Origin of the sequence: Fretibacterium fastidiosum, from assembly GCF_000210715.1 — a bacterium.
In the GTDB taxonomy this organism is placed as follows: Bacteria; Synergistota; Synergistia; order Synergistales; family Aminobacteriaceae; genus Fretibacterium; species Fretibacterium fastidiosum.
Genome location: NC_021038.1, coordinates 1,211,903 through 1,226,361, shown reverse-complemented (window position 1 = coordinate 1,226,361; position 14,459 = coordinate 1,211,903). Strand labels below are relative to the sequence as shown.

General features: G+C 64.5%; 14 protein-coding genes and 1 pseudogene. All 15 read right to left on the bottom strand.

Annotated elements, in window-relative coordinates; genetic code table 11:
- Positions 1–151: 151 nt before the first annotated feature.
- Complete coding sequence (locus SY1_RS05645; protein ID WP_015556448.1) at positions 152–556, bottom strand: OadG family protein; 405 nt, start codon at positions 554–556, stop codon at positions 152–154.
- A gap of 20 nt (positions 557–576) precedes the next feature.
- A complete protein-coding gene (locus SY1_RS05640; protein WP_015556447.1) occupies positions 577–2,136 on the bottom strand; it encodes an acyl-CoA carboxylase subunit beta in 1,560 nt (519 codons plus the stop codon).
- A 228-nt stretch (positions 2,137–2,364) separates the two neighbouring features.
- On the bottom strand, positions 2,365–2,832 hold the full coding sequence (locus SY1_RS05635) for a DUF6672 family protein (protein ID WP_015556446.1): 468 nt from the start codon (positions 2,830–2,832) through the stop codon (positions 2,365–2,367).
- Positions 2,829–3,959, bottom strand: coding sequence for an ABC transporter permease (locus SY1_RS05630; protein ID WP_015556445.1), 1,131 nt, complete (start codon positions 3,957–3,959; stop codon positions 2,829–2,831). The genes SY1_RS05635 and SY1_RS05630 overlap by 4 nt, the downstream gene beginning before the upstream one ends.
- Positions 3,956–5,062 carry an ABC transporter permease subunit gene (locus SY1_RS05625; protein ID WP_015556444.1) on the bottom strand — a complete coding sequence of 369 codons (1,107 nt, stop codon included), beginning with the start codon at positions 5,060–5,062 and terminating at the stop codon, positions 3,956–3,958. Before SY1_RS05625 ends, SY1_RS05630 begins: the two co-directional genes overlap by 4 nt.
- A complete protein-coding gene (locus SY1_RS05620) occupies positions 5,059–6,660 on the bottom strand; it encodes a sugar ABC transporter ATP-binding protein (RefSeq protein WP_208873013.1) in 1,602 nt (533 codons plus the stop codon). Before SY1_RS05620 ends, SY1_RS05625 begins: the two co-directional genes overlap by 4 nt.
- 146 nt (positions 6,661–6,806) lie before the next feature.
- Positions 6,807–8,003 (bottom strand): DUF3798 domain-containing protein, encoded by a 1,197-nt coding sequence (locus tag SY1_RS05615; protein WP_409151928.1) that lies wholly within the window; start codon positions 8,001–8,003, stop codon positions 6,807–6,809.
- Positions 8,004–8,220: 217 nt separating this feature from the next.
- Complete coding sequence (locus SY1_RS05610) at positions 8,221–9,417, bottom strand: DUF3798 domain-containing protein (protein WP_409151927.1); 1,197 nt, start codon at positions 9,415–9,417, stop codon at positions 8,221–8,223.
- A 213-nt stretch (positions 9,418–9,630) separates the two neighbouring features.
- The gene (locus tag SY1_RS05605) at positions 9,631–10,737 is read right to left on the bottom strand and encodes a peptidylprolyl isomerase (RefSeq protein WP_015556443.1); all 1,107 of its coding nucleotides are present in this window, start codon (positions 10,735–10,737) and stop codon (positions 9,631–9,633) included.
- A 275-nt stretch (positions 10,738–11,012) separates the two neighbouring features.
- The gene (speB, locus tag SY1_RS05600) at positions 11,013–11,978 is read right to left on the bottom strand and encodes an agmatinase (RefSeq protein WP_015556442.1); all 966 of its coding nucleotides are present in this window, start codon (positions 11,976–11,978) and stop codon (positions 11,013–11,015) included.
- An 80-nt stretch (positions 11,979–12,058) separates the two neighbouring features.
- The gene (locus tag SY1_RS05595) at positions 12,059–12,427 is read right to left on the bottom strand and encodes a S26 family signal peptidase (RefSeq protein WP_208873011.1); all 369 of its coding nucleotides are present in this window, start codon (positions 12,425–12,427) and stop codon (positions 12,059–12,061) included.
- Positions 12,405–12,851 carry a superoxide dismutase, Ni gene (sodN, locus tag SY1_RS05590; protein ID WP_208873009.1) on the bottom strand — a complete coding sequence of 149 codons (447 nt, stop codon included), beginning with the start codon at positions 12,849–12,851 and terminating at the stop codon, positions 12,405–12,407. The genes SY1_RS05595 and sodN overlap by 23 nt, the downstream gene beginning before the upstream one ends.
- Positions 12,852–12,901: 50 nt before the next feature.
- Entirely contained in the window at positions 12,902–13,327 is a 426-nt protein-coding gene (locus tag SY1_RS05585) for a flavodoxin domain-containing protein (protein WP_015556440.1), read from the bottom strand.
- Positions 13,328–13,543: 216 nt separating this feature from the next.
- Positions 13,544–13,771, bottom strand: a complete 228-nt coding sequence (locus tag SY1_RS05580; protein WP_208873004.1) for a Veg family protein — start codon at positions 13,769–13,771, stop codon at positions 13,544–13,546.
- A 321-nt stretch (positions 13,772–14,092) separates the two neighbouring features.
- Positions 14,093–14,459, bottom strand: a pseudogene (locus SY1_RS05575) (hypothetical protein); the annotation flags it as partial.

Sequence of the window (14,459 nt, the reverse complement as noted above, 5' to 3'; positions counted from 1 at the left end):
CCTCCACGTTATATGCGGTACCATCCACGACAACTCTATACTTGTTCACTGCCGATACAACTCCCTTCAAAATGTGCAGACGCGCCCTCGCGAGGGCACAGGTTCGCTCTTGTCTCGACTTTGGGCCAACGGCGCCCTTTCGGGCGCGGGGTCAGTGCTTCCAGCCCCGGTCCACGGAGCGCGAGATCAGGTTCAGGACGCCCGACGCCCTCCAGGCCCTGGTCCACCGGGCGCCCTTTTGGACAGCGTCAACCGTCTCAGGCGCGATGGAGACGACCCGCCCCATCCCTCCCGTGGCGGCCAGGATGGCTGCCGTGATGGCCGCCACCACCCTGGCCTGAGCGCCCTCGGCCCGGGCTGCGGGGGCGGCGGAAGCGCTCTGGGGCCTCTGGGGCGCCGTGGCGCCGTCGTCCGGCTTCGGCCTCTCGCCGGCGGCAAAGAAGCGCATGGCGAAGATCACCAGCGTCAATCCAAGCAGGACGATGAACACGATGGAAAAGGCCACGAGGCTGACGTAGGCCGCGCCGGACAGCCCATCAAAATGCATGGCGTTCATGGGTTGCACCTCCCGACGGCTCAGTGAGGGATGACGCCGTGCTTCTTGTCGGGCCGCGAGACGCGCTTGCTCTCGAGCGCGTTCAGGGCCTGCCAGATGGAGAGCCGCGTCTCCTCCGGCAGGATCACGCGGTCCACGAGGCCGCGCTCCGCCGCCACGTAGGGGTTGGCGAAGGCCTTGCGGTACTCGTCGATCTTCTCGGCGCGGGTCTCCTCCGGGTTGCCGGCCTCGGCGATCTCCTTGCGGAAGACGATGTTCGCGGCGCCCTCGGCGCCCATCACCGCGATCTCCGCCTGGGGCCACGCGAGGACGACGTCGGCGCCCAGCGACTTGCTGGCCATGGCCAGGTAGGCGCCGCCGTAGGCCTTGCGCAGGATGACGGTGATCAGGGGGACGGTGGCCTCGCTGTAGGCGTAGAGCAGCTTCGCGCCGTGGCGAATGATCCCGTTGTGCTCCTGGGTCACCCCAGGCAGGTAGCCGGGAACGTCAACGAAGGTCAAAATTGGCAGGTTGAAGGCGTCGCAGTGGCGGATGAAGCGGCTGGCCTTGTCGGAGGCGTTGATGTCGAGGCAGCCGGCCATCACCCTGGCCTGGTTGGCGATGATGCCGACGGAGCGTCCGCCGATGTGGCCGTAGCCCGTCAGGATGTTCTGGGCCCAGCCGGCCTGGACCTCGGTGAACTCGCCGTCGTCCAGCACCTTGCGCAGGACCTCGTGGACGTCGTAGCCGACGTTGGGGTTCGTCGGGACGGTCTCCCGGAGCGAGGGGTCCGCGCGGTCCACGGCGTCGTTCGTGGGCTTATCGGGCGCATCGTCCAGGTTGTTGAGAGGCAGGTAGGAGAGCACCTTACGGATCTGGGCGAAGCACTCCCGCTCGTCGGCCGCCATGAAGTGCGCGTTGCCGCTGATGTTGTTGTGGGTGGCGGCACCGCCCAGGGCCTCGCTGGTGACCTCCTCGCCCGTCACGGCCTTGATGACCGCGGGGCCCGTGATGTGCATGACGCCCGTCTTGTTCACCATAAAGATGAAGTCCGTAAGGGCGGGGCTGTAGACCGCGCCGCCCGCCGTGGGGCCCATGATGACGGAGAACTGCGGGATGACGCCGCTCGCGTGGGTGTTGCGGAAGAAGATCTTTCCGTACCCGTTCAGGGCGTCGATGGCCTCCTGGATGCGGGCGCCCCCCGAATCGTTCAGGCCGATCACCGGGCAGCCCATCTCCATCGCCAGGTCCATGACCTTGCAGATCTTGTCCGCGTGCATCTCGCCCAGGGAGCCGCCCAGAACGGTGAAGTCCTGGCTGAAGACGACGACCTTTCGGCCGTCGATGGTGCCCCACCCGGTCACGACGCCGTCGCCAAGGGGCCTGGTCTTCTCCAGGCCGAAGTTCGTGCAGCGATGGGTCACGAATTCATCGATCTCCACGAAGGAGCCGGGGTCCAGCAGCTGATCGATCCGCTCGCGGGCCGTCCCCTTCCCCTTCTCCTTCTGCTTGGCAATGGCCTTCTCCCCGCCCCCGTTGAAGGCGGCTGCGCGCTTCTCCCTGAGCTCCTCGCAGAGCTCCTCCATGCTGCGAAATCCCATCTCCGACAACGTCCTCCTTAAAAGAAGCCCTGCTCAGAGCAGGGGTCTTGATCATGGACGTCCCTGGTTCGACGTCCGCGTCGGCTGCATGATCGCATACTCTCTTCCAGAAAACCGCAATCAGAATACCACAGAAAGGGCCCCGTTTCCAGACGAAAATCGTTTTTTGCCCCGGCCCCGCGCGCAACGCAAAAAACGGGGCGGCCCGCAGGGGCCGTCCCGTCCAGGTCAGGGGTTTGTCGGCGCAGCGGGGACCTCCTCCCCCACGCCGGACGCCAAAGCGTCCTCCGAGGCGACCGCCTCCGGGGCTGGGGCCTGCTGCGAGGTCGGCGGCGGCAGGACGAAGTCCCGGCTCGCGGCCATCAGGGGGAAGCTCAGCATCAGGTCCTTGCCGAAGCCCACCCGCACCTCGCGCTCCACGAGTTCCACGTCGCTTCCGGGGTCCTCGATCTCCACCCTCAGGGAGAACGCGGGGCCCACGACCTTCACCATGTCGCGGTCGCGGGGGTAGAGTTCCACGGGCTCGGCGCCGTTCACGCTGACGCGGACCTCTTGAAGGGCCTTGAAGGTCCTGCCCTCCAGCTCGATCGTCTTGTTGTCCAGGAGGACCTGGTGCTCGCGCCCGACGTAGAACAGCCACACCCCAAGGGCGACGAGGAGGATCAGGGCCAGCGCCCTCTGAAGGAAGCGCATCATGCCTCCTCCCTCCCTTCCGCGGGGCCGCGCAGGCTCCGGCGGGACGCCTCCCGGTCCCGGTTGCGCTTCCACGCATGGAGCACCAGGGCGATGGCGATGATCCCATAGGAGACGAAGACGCGGAAGTACTCTCCGATCTGGGCCTGCCCCATCAGGTTCTTGCCCGCCATGGGCGCCACGATGAACATCAGGTGGAACAGGACCACGCCCGCGAAGACGTTGGCGATGCTGGCGCGGGAGACGCTGGCCCCCCCGATGAGCAGGGCCGCGATGGAGAACATGCCCACCTGCTCATGGCTGTTGTAGGTGTTGAGGGTCCCCATGTTCTGCAGGTAAATGACCTGTCCGTAGCAGGCCAGGACGGTGGAGATCACGATCGCGATGATGCGCGTCCGGTTCACCGCGATGCCCGCGCTGTCGGCGACGGACTGGCTCTGCCCGATGGCGCGCATGTCCTGTCCCAGCTTCGTGCGGCGGAACCACACGATGAAGAGGCAGAAGACGGCGATCACGAGAAGGGTGGCCAGGGGCACGCGCACCGTCCCCCCGAAGAAGGGGAAGGAGACGGGGACCAGGTTGTCCAGCACGCCGCGGATGCCCTGCAGGTTCACCGTGTTCCGCACGCCGTAGCGGCGGGAGAGGAGGATGACGGGGTTCGAGATGGGGATGAGCCAGCCCATGAAGTACAGCACCACCAGCTGGTAGAGCCCGTTGATGAAGAAGCCCAGGATGTAGGACGTCACCATCTCCTGCCCCTTGGCCCGGTTCAGCACGTTGCCGCAGAGGATCCCCAGCAGGATGGCGATGGGGGTCCCCACCAGCATGGCCAGCGCCATGCCGGGAATGCCCACGATGGCCCAGTCGGAGATCAGGATCAGCCCGATCTGCCCGGCCATGGCCCCCAGCACCATGCCGAAGTTCAGCCCCATGCCCGCCATGATGGGGATCAGGAGGGACAGGATCAAAAACGAGTTTCGGCCAATCCGGATCAGGAGCTCCTGGACCAGGTGGCTGAACGAGAAGCCGGACAGAGGAATGGCCACGGCGGAGATCGCAATGAAGACGATGGGGACCGCGTTGTCCGCCAGGAACGTCAGGGGGTTCCAGTTTTTGCCTGCTTTGCTCATCGTTTCACCCTCACCTTTCTCGTCAGGGCGTAGAGGATCATCCCGTTGCTGACGATGATGCGGATGACCTCGGACATGTCCGTCTGAAGCACGCTGTTGATGACGGACGGCGTCATGGTCAGGATGCCCTGGAACAGGAACGTTCCCACGATGACGTTCACGATGCCGGCCTTATTCACCGACGCGCCGCCCAGCAGGACGGACGCAACGGCGGGAAGGGCCATGTAGAAGGGCCCCATGTAGAGCTGGATGAAGCCGAAGCTCTGCTCGTAGACCAGGATGCCCACGGCCCCCAGGATCGTGGAGAGCACCACCGAGATCGTCCTCATGCGGTCCACGTTCACGCCGGAGGCCCTGGCGAAGTCCGGGTTCGAGCCGACGGCCGTCATGGCGGTGCCCGTCTTGCTCCTCATGAAGACCCACATCAGCAGGGCGAGGACGGCGAAGAACAGGAAGGTCCCCGTCGGCACGAAGAGGTGCCCCTGCTGAAAGGACAAGAGGTCGTTCAGCACGTGGAGCCAGTAGCCGTTCACGCTGATGGTGGTGCGCAGCCCGCTGCCCCCGTAGCCCCAGATCATGGTGGGGCTCCTGTAGGGCATGAGGAGCCAGGCGATGCACATGAAGGCCACGGAGGAGAAGCCCACGTAGGTAGCGATCATCATCTCGTCGCCCTTGACGCGGTTCAGCAGCTTGCCGTAGAAGAAGCCCAGCACCGCCGCGATCGGCACCGCGATGACGATGGCCGAGGCGAAGCTCAAGGGCGCGCGGGCGGCCTCCGAGGCCAGGAACGCGAGCCACGGCCGGCCCGCGGCCAGGTCCGCCGCGAACGCCAGGACGCCCTGGTTGAACTCGATGGAGAGCGTGGCCCCCAAAAGCCCCGCGATGATCCCCAGCGGCAGCCCAAAGTTGAGGCCGCAGCCCGACTGCACCATCGGGATCATGGCCAGGACCATCACCCCGTTCATGCCGAACCGCACCAGGACGTCCGAGAGCGACGTGTCCACGCGCACCCCGACGAAGGGCGCCGCGATGAAGAGGCTCAACAGGAAGAGTCCGATGATGAAGCGCGGCCAGCCCACGTTCTCGATAAACCTTCTGATCATACCGCCGCCTCCTCAACGCTCTGCCCCATCATCAGGAGGCCGAAGTCCTCCGCCGGCCTCGAGGCCGGCAGGACGCCCGCAATGCGGCCCTCGCCCACGACGGCGATCCGGTCGCAGATGGAGCGCAGCTCCTCGAGCTCCGACGACGCGACGATGATGGTGATGCCGTGCTCCTCGTTGTAGTTTCTCAGGGTGTTCAGCACCAGCTCCTTTGCGCCGACGTCGATGCCGCGCGTGGGCTCGCAGACCAGGAGGAGGTCCGGCCGCAGGGCAAACGCCTTGGCCAGACAGATCTTCTGCTGGTTTCCTCCCGACAGCTCCCCGGCGCGCTGGTTCGGCCCCGTACACTTGATGTCGAGGGCCTGGATGAACCTCTCCGCCTCCTCCGTCATGGCCCGGTCGTCCCGCAGCTGAAGAAGGTGGGGGATCCCCTTGAGGAAGCGACCCTGGACCTGCATCGCCGTAAAGGTGATGTTCCAGTCGATGCGCTCGTCCAGCAGGAGCCCCACGCCCCGGCGGTCCTCCGACACGAAGGCCATGCGGCGGTCCAGAGCGCGGCGCGGCCGATTCAGGGGGACGCGCTTCCCAAGAAACTCCACGCGCCCGCCCGCCGGATAAAGCCCCATAATGCCGTTCGGGATGCCCAGCTTTCCGTGCCCTGCCAGGCCGCCGATGCCGAAGATCTCCCCCTTCCGCACCTCGAAGGAGACGTCGCGCACCGTCTCGCCCGGCATGTCCACCCACAGGTGCTCCACCTTCAGGACGGGCTCCGTCTGGGGGACGGGGCGGCGGCCGGAGGCCCCCTCCCCCGCCGTCTCCACGTGGCGGCCCACCATCCAGGAGGCGATCTCCCGAATCGTCGCCGTCCTGGCGTCCGCGTCCCGGATCACCGCCCCGTCCCGAAGCACGACGATGCGGTCGCACAGGTCCTTCACCTCGTGCAGCCGGTGGGAGATGAACACGATGGCGATCCCCTTCTCCGCCAGCGCCCTGAGCGCCGTCAGCAGGATCTCCGCCTCGGACTCCGTCAACACGGCCGTGGGCTCGTCCAGGAACAGGAGGCGGGTCTTGCTGCGGTCGATCTCCCTGGCGATCTCGATGAACTGCTTGTAGCCGACGGGCATCTCCGCAACGCTCATGTCCGGGCTGATGTCGACGCCCAGCGTGCGGATGGCCGTCTCCGCACGGCCCCGCATCCTGCCTCGATCCAGCGTCGCCATGCGGCTGCTGAAGACGTACTCCAGCAGGGAGGGGTTCAGCACCTCGCGGTTGAGCAGGATGTTCTCCGTGGCCGTGAAGCCTGGGATCAGGGAGAACTCCTGATGGACCATGCCGATCCCCGCCTCGAGCGCCTCGTGAGGCGAGGCGAAGCGAACGGGCCTGCCGTCCATGAGCACCGTCCCCTCGTATCCGCCCGTCTGCGCAATGACCGGCATACCGAACAGGATGTTCATCAGCGTGGACTTCCCCGCGCCGTTCTCTCCCACGAGCCCCAGGATCTCCCCGGCCCTGAGCGAGAAGCTCACGTTGGAGAGCACCCGGTTCCCGTAGTATTCTTTCCCGATGTTCTGCAATTCCAGGAGGAGTGTATCGGACAAACGAATCACCTCTAAACGCAGAATTAAGCCCCGACGGGGCCGAAGAGAGAAGGGGCATCCCCCCTCCTCAGCCTCGTCAGGGCCCGTCGTTCTCCCATGAAACGCCGATCCCGCGGGAGAACGTGCGGGGTCGGCGGAGCGGCACACTACTTGTTGACGTTGTAGTACTTCTCGGGGACCTCCACCGAGGTCGTTCCCATGAAGCCCCTGCCCAGCATATAGGTGTCCTGGTACAGAAGGACCATCTTCCTGTTGCGGACCCCCGTCCCGGCATCGACAAAGTAGCTTGCGTTCCAGGTCGCGCCCGGCGTGATATCGTTGTAGCACGCGATCAGGTCCTTCAGGCTGTCCAGCTTGGCCTGACCCTCCACGACGCGCTTGCCGAACTCGGCCAGCGCCGCGGTGTGGGTGTAGCCCAGAGAGAAGGCCCAGGTCCCCATGCGCCCGCCGCCTCCGGCGGCGACCACCGCATCCTCGAGCTTCTTCAAAATCGCCGGCCAGTCGCCCTTCTCCTTGGCGAAGTCGATCCCCAAGGCGCCGGGATACCCCTTCAACGGGGAGGGCATATCCGCCTCGATGAAGTAGCCGCCCAGCTCCGCGATGCGCTTCAGCAGGGGCTCCGTGTGGGCGGCGTTCGTGCAGAAGAACGCCGCGTTCTTGCCGTACTTCTCGATCCAGGCCGGCACCTTCTCGAGGATGAACTGCTGCGCACCCGCCACACCCACGTCGCTGGTGGGGTCCGGAGCCGTCTCGAACACGAACTTGATGCCCAGGTCTCTGCAGGCCTCCTCCATGATGGCGCGGCGCCGGCCCAGCGTCTCGTAGCTCATGTGGCGCGGGAAGGAGATGTGGACGATAGTGTCCACGCCCAGCTCCTTCGCCGTGTGGGGGATCAGGTAGCCGCGGCCGATGAAATCGCCATGGGCCACCAGGTCCGCAGCCGCGGTGTTCACGTTGGGGTCCTCGTGCCCCTCGCCGATCAGGAGGACGATGTCCGGACGCTTCTCGCGGACGCGGCGGAAGCCCTCCGTCGTGCCGGGAACGCCCTGGTTGACCACGATCACCTTCATCCTGGGGTCGTCCGCCAGGCCCACGATCTGGCCGATCGTCGTCTCCTGTTCCGTCATGAAGCTGTCGGGGTAGGTGATGTGGGTGATCATGCCGCCCTGTGCGGTGTCGCCGTACTTCTGGATCATCAGCTCGGCGCCGCGCAGGTCGTCCTCGCTCTGGGACACGGTCCCCGTCATGATCCCGATGTGGAAATCGGCTTCCGCAGCCGGGGCGGGAAGAGCGAACAGTCCGCAAACCAGCAAAGCCAACAACACAGACTTCAACTTCACCAAAAACGCCTCCTTGTCTGGGTCAATTTTGCATCGAATCGAGACGGGAGAATCGAAAACGGCTCCCAGACCCCCTCATAACGCAACAAAAAAACAGGGGAGTGCAGCGAGTCGTCAGGTTGGTCGTGGGGGAGGATTGCCCCGCCCGGTCAGGGCCCGGCGTCCTCCCATAAAAAAACCGACCTCGCAGGAGAACGTGCGAGGTCGGCGGAGCGGCACGCTACTTGTTGACGCTGTAGTACTTCTCAGGGACTTCCACCGAGGTCGCCCCCATGAAGCCCTTGCCCAGCATATAGGTGTCCTGGTACACGAGGACCATCTTCTTGTTGCGGACCCCCGTCCCAGCGTCCACGTAGTAGCCCGCGTTCCAGGTCGCGCCCGGCGTGATATCGTTGTAGCACGCGATCAGGTCCTTCAGGCTGTCCAGCTTGGCCTGCCCCTCCACGACGCGCTTGCCGAACTCGGCCAGTGCCGCGGTGTGGGTGTAGCCCATAGAGAAGGCCCAGGTCCCCATGCGCCCGCCGCCTCCGGCGGCGACCACCGCATCCTCGAGCTTCTTCAGGATCGCCGGCCAGTCGCCCTTCTCCTTGGCGAAGTCGATCCCGAAGGCGCCGGGATACCCCATCAGCGGGGAGGGAATGTCGGCCTCGATGAAGTAGCCGCCCAGCTCCGCGATGCGCTTCAACAGGGGCTCCGTGTGGGCGTCGTTCGTGCAGAAGAACGCCGTGTTCTTGCCGTACTTCTCGATCCATGCCGGCATCTTCTCGAGGATGAACTGCTGCGCGCCGGCCACGCCCACGTCGCTGGTGGGGTCCGGAGCCGTCTCGAACACGAACTTGATGCCCAGGTCCTTGCAGGCCTCCTCCATGATGGCGCGGCGCCGGCCCAGCGTCTCGTAGCTCATGTGGCGCGGGAAGGAGATGTGAACGAAGGTGTCCACCCCCAGCTCCTTCGCCGTGTGGGGGATCAGGTAGCCGCGGCTGATGATGTCGCCCTGGGCCACCAGGTCCGCGGCCACGGTGGTGACGCTGGGGTCCTCGTGCCCCTCACCGATCAGGAGGATGATGTCCGGACGCTTCTCGCGGACGCGGCGGAAGCCCTCCGTCGTGCCGGGAATGCCCTGGTTGACCACGATCACCTTCATCTTGGGGTCGTCCGCCAGGCCCACGATCTGGCCGATCGTCGTCTCCTGTTCCGTCATGAAGCTGTCGGGGTAGGTGATGTGGGTGATCATGCCACCCTGTGCGGTGTCGCCGTACTTCTGGATCATCAGCTCGGCGCCGCGCAGGTCGTCCTCGCTCTGGGACACGGTCCCCGTCATGATCCCGATGTGGAAATCGGCTTCCGCAGCCAGGGCGGGAAGGGCGAACAGTCCACAAACCAGCAAAGCCAACAACACAGACTTCAACTTCACCAAAAACGCCTCCTTAATCCAATTTTACATTGGATCGAAATGAGATGAGAGAACCGGGAACGGCCCCAAGGACCGCCCCTATTATAACAAAAAACGGGGAAAATAGAGCGAATTGTCAGGAAGTTGATCGCGGACGGGAACCCAGGAAAGCGCTGATTCACATCAAAAAGAGCTCCCGCCCGGAGGACGGGAGCTCTCGCGTTTTGTGCCGGGCGCCTACTTCGCCGCGTCGTCAGAGGCCGGCTCGACGTCGGCGCTGGCCGATGCGTCGGTTGACACTGCTTGGGGTTCGGCGCTGGCCGTTGTGTCCGCCGAGGCCGGGAAGAGCGACGCGTCGTAGATCACGACTTCGGCCTTCGCCATGAGCGCCGCCTCGTAGTCGTTCAGCTTACGGCGCTCCTCCTGGCTGCGCAGGAAGGCCCGGACGTCGCTGCTGACGTCCTCGTAGGGACGGACGGACTCCGAGACGCGCTCCGTCTTGACGGCGACGGAAAAGTCCCCGCTGGCCGGGGAGAACACGGGGCTGACGGCGCCCACGTCCAGGGAGGCCAACTCCGCCAGGACGCCGCTCTCGAAGGCCGATTCCGGAAGGAAGAGGGGCTCCCGCGTAACGCTGAGGACGTCCATCGAGGCCAGCGCGTCCCCGGAGGTCGCCTGGACCCAGTCCGTTCCCGCCTGCAGTTTGGCCCTCAGCGCCTCGGCGTCGGCGCTGGCCCCGAAGCGGGCCACCTGGAGGTTGACCCCCGCCGGCGTGCGGAAGAGCTGGTCCTTGATGGAGTCGTAGAACTTGACGGCCTCGTCCTCGCTCACCGTGACGTCCCCCACGGCCATGTGCAGCAGCTGCTGCACGGCCAGCTGGCGGGCCAGGCTTTTCTTGTACTCCGCGCTGCTGATCCCCTGTCGCTCCAGCGCCGCGTAGAAGGCCTCGCGGGTCGGGAACGCCGAGTCGGCGTACGCCTTCATGGCCTGCTCCGCGTCGGCGTCGGAGATGGCGATATCCGCCTTCTTCACCTCGCTCTCCAGCTGCCGCTCCAGGACGTACTGATCCAGGACCGCCTGATAGACCGCCGGCAGGTCCAGCGAGGCCGCGTTGCGCAGGCCGGAGTTCTCCAGGTAGGCACGCAGGCGGTTCTCGAGCTCGGAGCGCATCAGCGGCCGGCCGTCGACCGCCGCCACCTCGTAGTCCGTCATGGTCCCATCCGCGCTGCGGCTTGGCCCGCGGCGTCCGCTGCGCCCCTCGTACATCAAAAACGTGGAGAGCAGGAAGGCCACCACGATCGTGATCATGATCCACTTCATGTGCGTCCTCAGGTTCTTCAGCATCCCAAACATCGCCCCTTAGAAATTGAAATCACTCGGAGCTTCAAAAAACGCCCCGCTGCGCACGGCCCCCCAGGAGAACGTCCGCTGAACTTGGATTTTAACACACCTCCCGCGGTCTGAACATACGGCCCGGCCCTCCAAATCCACGGGCCGAGACGATCTTGTCGGGGGTAATCCTGCTGCCGCACGGGTTAAGCCGACGGTGGCTCGTGCCCCCGTCGTTCCATTTTCAAATTGTTCGCCAGGCGCTCATCGCTTCCCACACTCGCGCCTCGTCATGTCCTCCTGCCCTCCTTTTTCTGAAGCGCCAGCACGGACAGGAACTCGAAGACGATGTTGCAGGCCGCGAGGGAGGTGATCTCGGCAACGTCGTAGGGCGGCGCCACCTCGACGACGTCGAACCCCGCGAAGTTGACGTCCGTCAGGCCGCGAATAAAGCTGATGGCTTCAAAAGTGGAGTACCCTCCCACCTCCGGCGTCCCCGTGGCCGGCGCATAGGCAGGGTCGATGAAGTCGATGTCGAACGTGAGGAAGGCCTTATTTTCCCCCACCCTCCTCCTGATCTCGTCCAGGACCGCCGGAATCCCCATCTCGCGCACCCTGTGGGTCGGGATCAGCTTCAGCCCCAGGTCCGCGGCCAGCTTGAACTCCCCCGCGTCGTACAGGGACCCCCTCATGCCGACCTGAATGGACGTGTGGGGATCGATCAGGCCCTCCTCGATGGCGCGCCGGAAGGGCGTTCCGTGATTGTACTTCTCGCCGAAGACCTCGTCGTTGATGTCGGCGTGGGAATCGAAGTGGATGAGGCTCACCGGACCGTGTTTTCCGGCCACCGCCCTCAGCTCCGCCAGGGTGATGGAATGGTCCCCTCCCAGGGCGATCGGCAGGGCTCCCGCATCCAGTATCCCGGACGCGAACGCCTCGATGGCGGCATAGGTCGGATGGATGTAGCCAGGCACTACGTTGACGTCTCCCATATCCGCCCCCTTCAGGTAGTCGAAGATATTGACCTCATGCACCGGATGGTTCGTCTTCATCATGACGGAGATGTTCCGGATGCCCTGCGGCCCGAAGCGGGCTCCGGAACGATAGGAACAGGCGGTGTCGAAGGGGATGCCGTAGACGGCGAAGTCCAGTCCGTCGGGGTCCGCAACCCGCTCCATCCGCATAAAATTGCCGACGTTGCAGAAACGAGGCGAGGCAAACGCTGTGGCCGGTTGTTTCAGTTCTCTTGCACTCATGACGCATCGACCTCCATAGGGCGGTCAGGCCGACGGCTGACGCCGCCGGCCTGACCTTCGAGTTTCATCTTGCGAAACCTTCAAAGCGCATCGCCTCGCGTCGGAGGCGGGGACAGAGGCGAGCCGTCCGCCTTGCGCGTCGCCCTCCCCCGGATGCTCCGAAGGGGGATCGGGCCGAAGCTCCGGCTGTCGCTGCTCTCCATGGCATTATCGCCCTGGAGGACGCAGCGGTCTTCACCGGCAAAGCCGACGACGCGCTTGATCATCCACACACCCCTCATGAAAGGATGCGAGGCCAGGACGACGTCCCCCACGTCCGGGATTTCCTGCCGGTAGGCGTTCCGGTCCACCACGACCGCTTCCCCGTCCCTCAGGGTGGGGTACATGCTGTGCCCCCGGACGACGACCGTCAGCTCTGCCGGCGCCTCAGCTGGCTGTATACCAGGCAACCTCCCGCCCCTTCGTGGCCCAGAAGATTCGGTGAACTTCCTTGATGCAGTCCATCAGCTCCTCGGCGTGGCTCAGGCACACCTCGACCTTGCAGGCGGAGCAGAGCTTCGCCGCCTTCCAGAACAGGTCGTGCAGCTGAGGAAATTTCTCCAGGTGCGGCGCCTTGAAGTAATCCGTCCAGAGGATGAGCAGCTCGGCCTTGGCGATCTGGGCCTGCTCCTCCTTGATGGTGTCATAGCGGCTGAAGGAGTTCAGGTACGCGGTGAAGGCCGCCTTGTCCTTGGGGTCGGGGCACTCCAGCGCGATCAGCTTCTTCGTCATGGAGAGCACCGCCTCCGCCGCGATCCGCGCCGCCGCAGGATCGTACACGCCGCAGGGCCCGTCGCAGTGGGCCTCCGCAAACAAAACCTTCTCTTCCTTCACAAGGACCCTCTCCCGTCGTGAAATTTTGAAAAGCCTGCTCCCGCCGCGCCTCAGCCCAACAGGGCCTCCGCTGCCTGCCGCATCGCGCTCTCCGCCGCGCCGTCCGGGGCCTCAAGGCAGGTTACGGGTTCGGCCGCAATGACGGCCCCCCTGCCCTCCATGTCCTGCTTCCACGCATCCATGAACGCGCCTCCGCCCCAGCCGTAGGACCCGAACAGAAAGACCTTCTTGCCCTTCAAGTGGTCCTTCAACGCTTCGATGAGCGGAAGGACCTCCGTGTCGTTGATCTCCTCCGTGCCCGAGGCCGGAGAGCCGAACGCCCAGACGTCCGCCGCGGCGAAGGCCGCCTTGTCCACGCCAGCGGCCTCCGAGAAATAGAGCGAACCGCCCTTCGCCTCGACCGCGCTCTTGAAGGCCTCCGCGAGGGCCTTCGTGTTGCCGGTATTGCTGAAGTACGCCAGACCGATCGTGTTCATCGCAATCTCCCTTCCCTCGATATAAAAGCAAAAGACTACAGTACGATGACAGCGATTATATTAGCACAGGCGAACTCAATATGCAGCCCTCGAAGGACTGTTTTGTTCATATCACCCGACGCCTTTGAAATTTCAAGGGAGATCGTCACCCACGACGGCCCAAAAAGCGCAAAGGCCCCCGGTTCGGAAAACCGGGGGCCTCATCTGGCAGGATGTTCAGCCGACGACCTCAAGCTCCACCTCATGGGTCAGGACCTCAGCGTAGCTGAAGGAGATGGTGCTCGCCGTCGAGTTGTTGTACAGCGTGAAAAGCTTCGGATAGACGTCCGTCAAAATCCCTTCCGTCTCCTCCACCCTGTTGCGGCCCTTGGACATGCGGCAGCGCACCCGCCGCCCCTTGTAGGAAATGATTTGATCTTTTATGGATGTAAGAGTTTTTGACATAGAAAAACACTCCCTCCATTTTTACTTTTTAAAGTATAACACTGACCGTTTTAAAAAGCAAATGGAGTGTCGTCGTCCTAAATCCACATAAAGCAAAGTTCAAGGGCGTTTGAACAGGGGAGGAGCGCCTCCCCTTCGTGGAGCCTTCCGGCTTGCCGTTCGCTACCGCTCACGGGCCGTCAGTCTCGCCCTTGCAGGGCTCGCCAGCTCCCCTTCCAGGGGAGCCTAATAAACCGGGAGCCTAAAGTGCGCCGTTTACTTGCCTCCCCTGCAAGGGGAGGTGGTCCGAAGGACCGGAGGGGTCGCTTTTGAAGGGTACATTCAGTTTCCGGTCCCAGACCGCAGCGCCTCGACCTCGTCAGGGGAAAGACCGGTCGCCTGGGATATCTGCTCGGACGTGAAGCTCATGCTCAGCATCCGCCGCGCCGTAGCGGCGATACCATCCGCCCGCCCCTCGTTCAGGCCCTTTGCCAGCCCTCTGGCCTCCCCCAAGGCCTCGCCCTCGGCAAGCCCCTCGGCAAGCCCTTCGGCAAGGCCCTTTACCCGGCCCTTCGCCATGCCCTTCGTCATGCCCTTCGCTTCCGCCTTTCGCTCTGCCAGCCTGAACGTGTTGTGGTAGTCCGTCTCCTCCCGCTCGTGCATTCGGTACAACGCAAGGTTCCCAGGCGTACGGAAAAACAACCGCTCA

What these genes read in the sequence shown, in the direction of transcription:
- SY1_RS05645 (WP_015556448.1), bottom strand. Translation starts at nt 556, where the DNA reads ATGAACGCCATGCATTTTGATGGGCTGTCCGGCGCGGCCTACGTCAGC.
- SY1_RS05640 (WP_015556447.1), bottom strand. Translation starts at nt 2,136, where the DNA reads ATGGGATTTCGCAGCATGGAGGAGCTCTGCGAGGAGCTCAGGGAGAAG.
- SY1_RS05635 (WP_015556446.1), bottom strand. Translation starts at nt 2,832, where the DNA reads ATGATGCGCTTCCTTCAGAGGGCGCTGGCCCTGATCCTCCTCGTCGCC.
- SY1_RS05630 (WP_015556445.1), bottom strand. Translation starts at nt 3,959, where the DNA reads ATGAGCAAAGCAGGCAAAAACTGGAACCCCCTGACGTTCCTGGCGGAC.
- SY1_RS05625 (WP_015556444.1), bottom strand. Translation starts at nt 5,062, where the DNA reads ATGATCAGAAGGTTTATCGAGAACGTGGGCTGGCCGCGCTTCATCATC.
- SY1_RS05605 (WP_015556443.1), bottom strand. Translation starts at nt 10,737, where the DNA reads ATGCTGAAGAACCTGAGGACGCACATGAAGTGGATCATGATCACGATC.
- speB (WP_015556442.1), bottom strand. Translation starts at nt 11,978, where the DNA reads ATGAGTGCAAGAGAACTGAAACAACCGGCCACAGCGTTTGCCTCGCCT.
- SY1_RS05585 (WP_015556440.1), bottom strand. Translation starts at nt 13,327, where the DNA reads ATGAACACGATCGGTCTGGCGTACTTCAGCAATACCGGCAACACGAAG.
- SY1_RS05580 (WP_208873004.1), bottom strand. Translation starts at nt 13,771, where the DNA reads ATGTCAAAAACTCTTACATCCATAAAAGATCAAATCATTTCCTACAAG.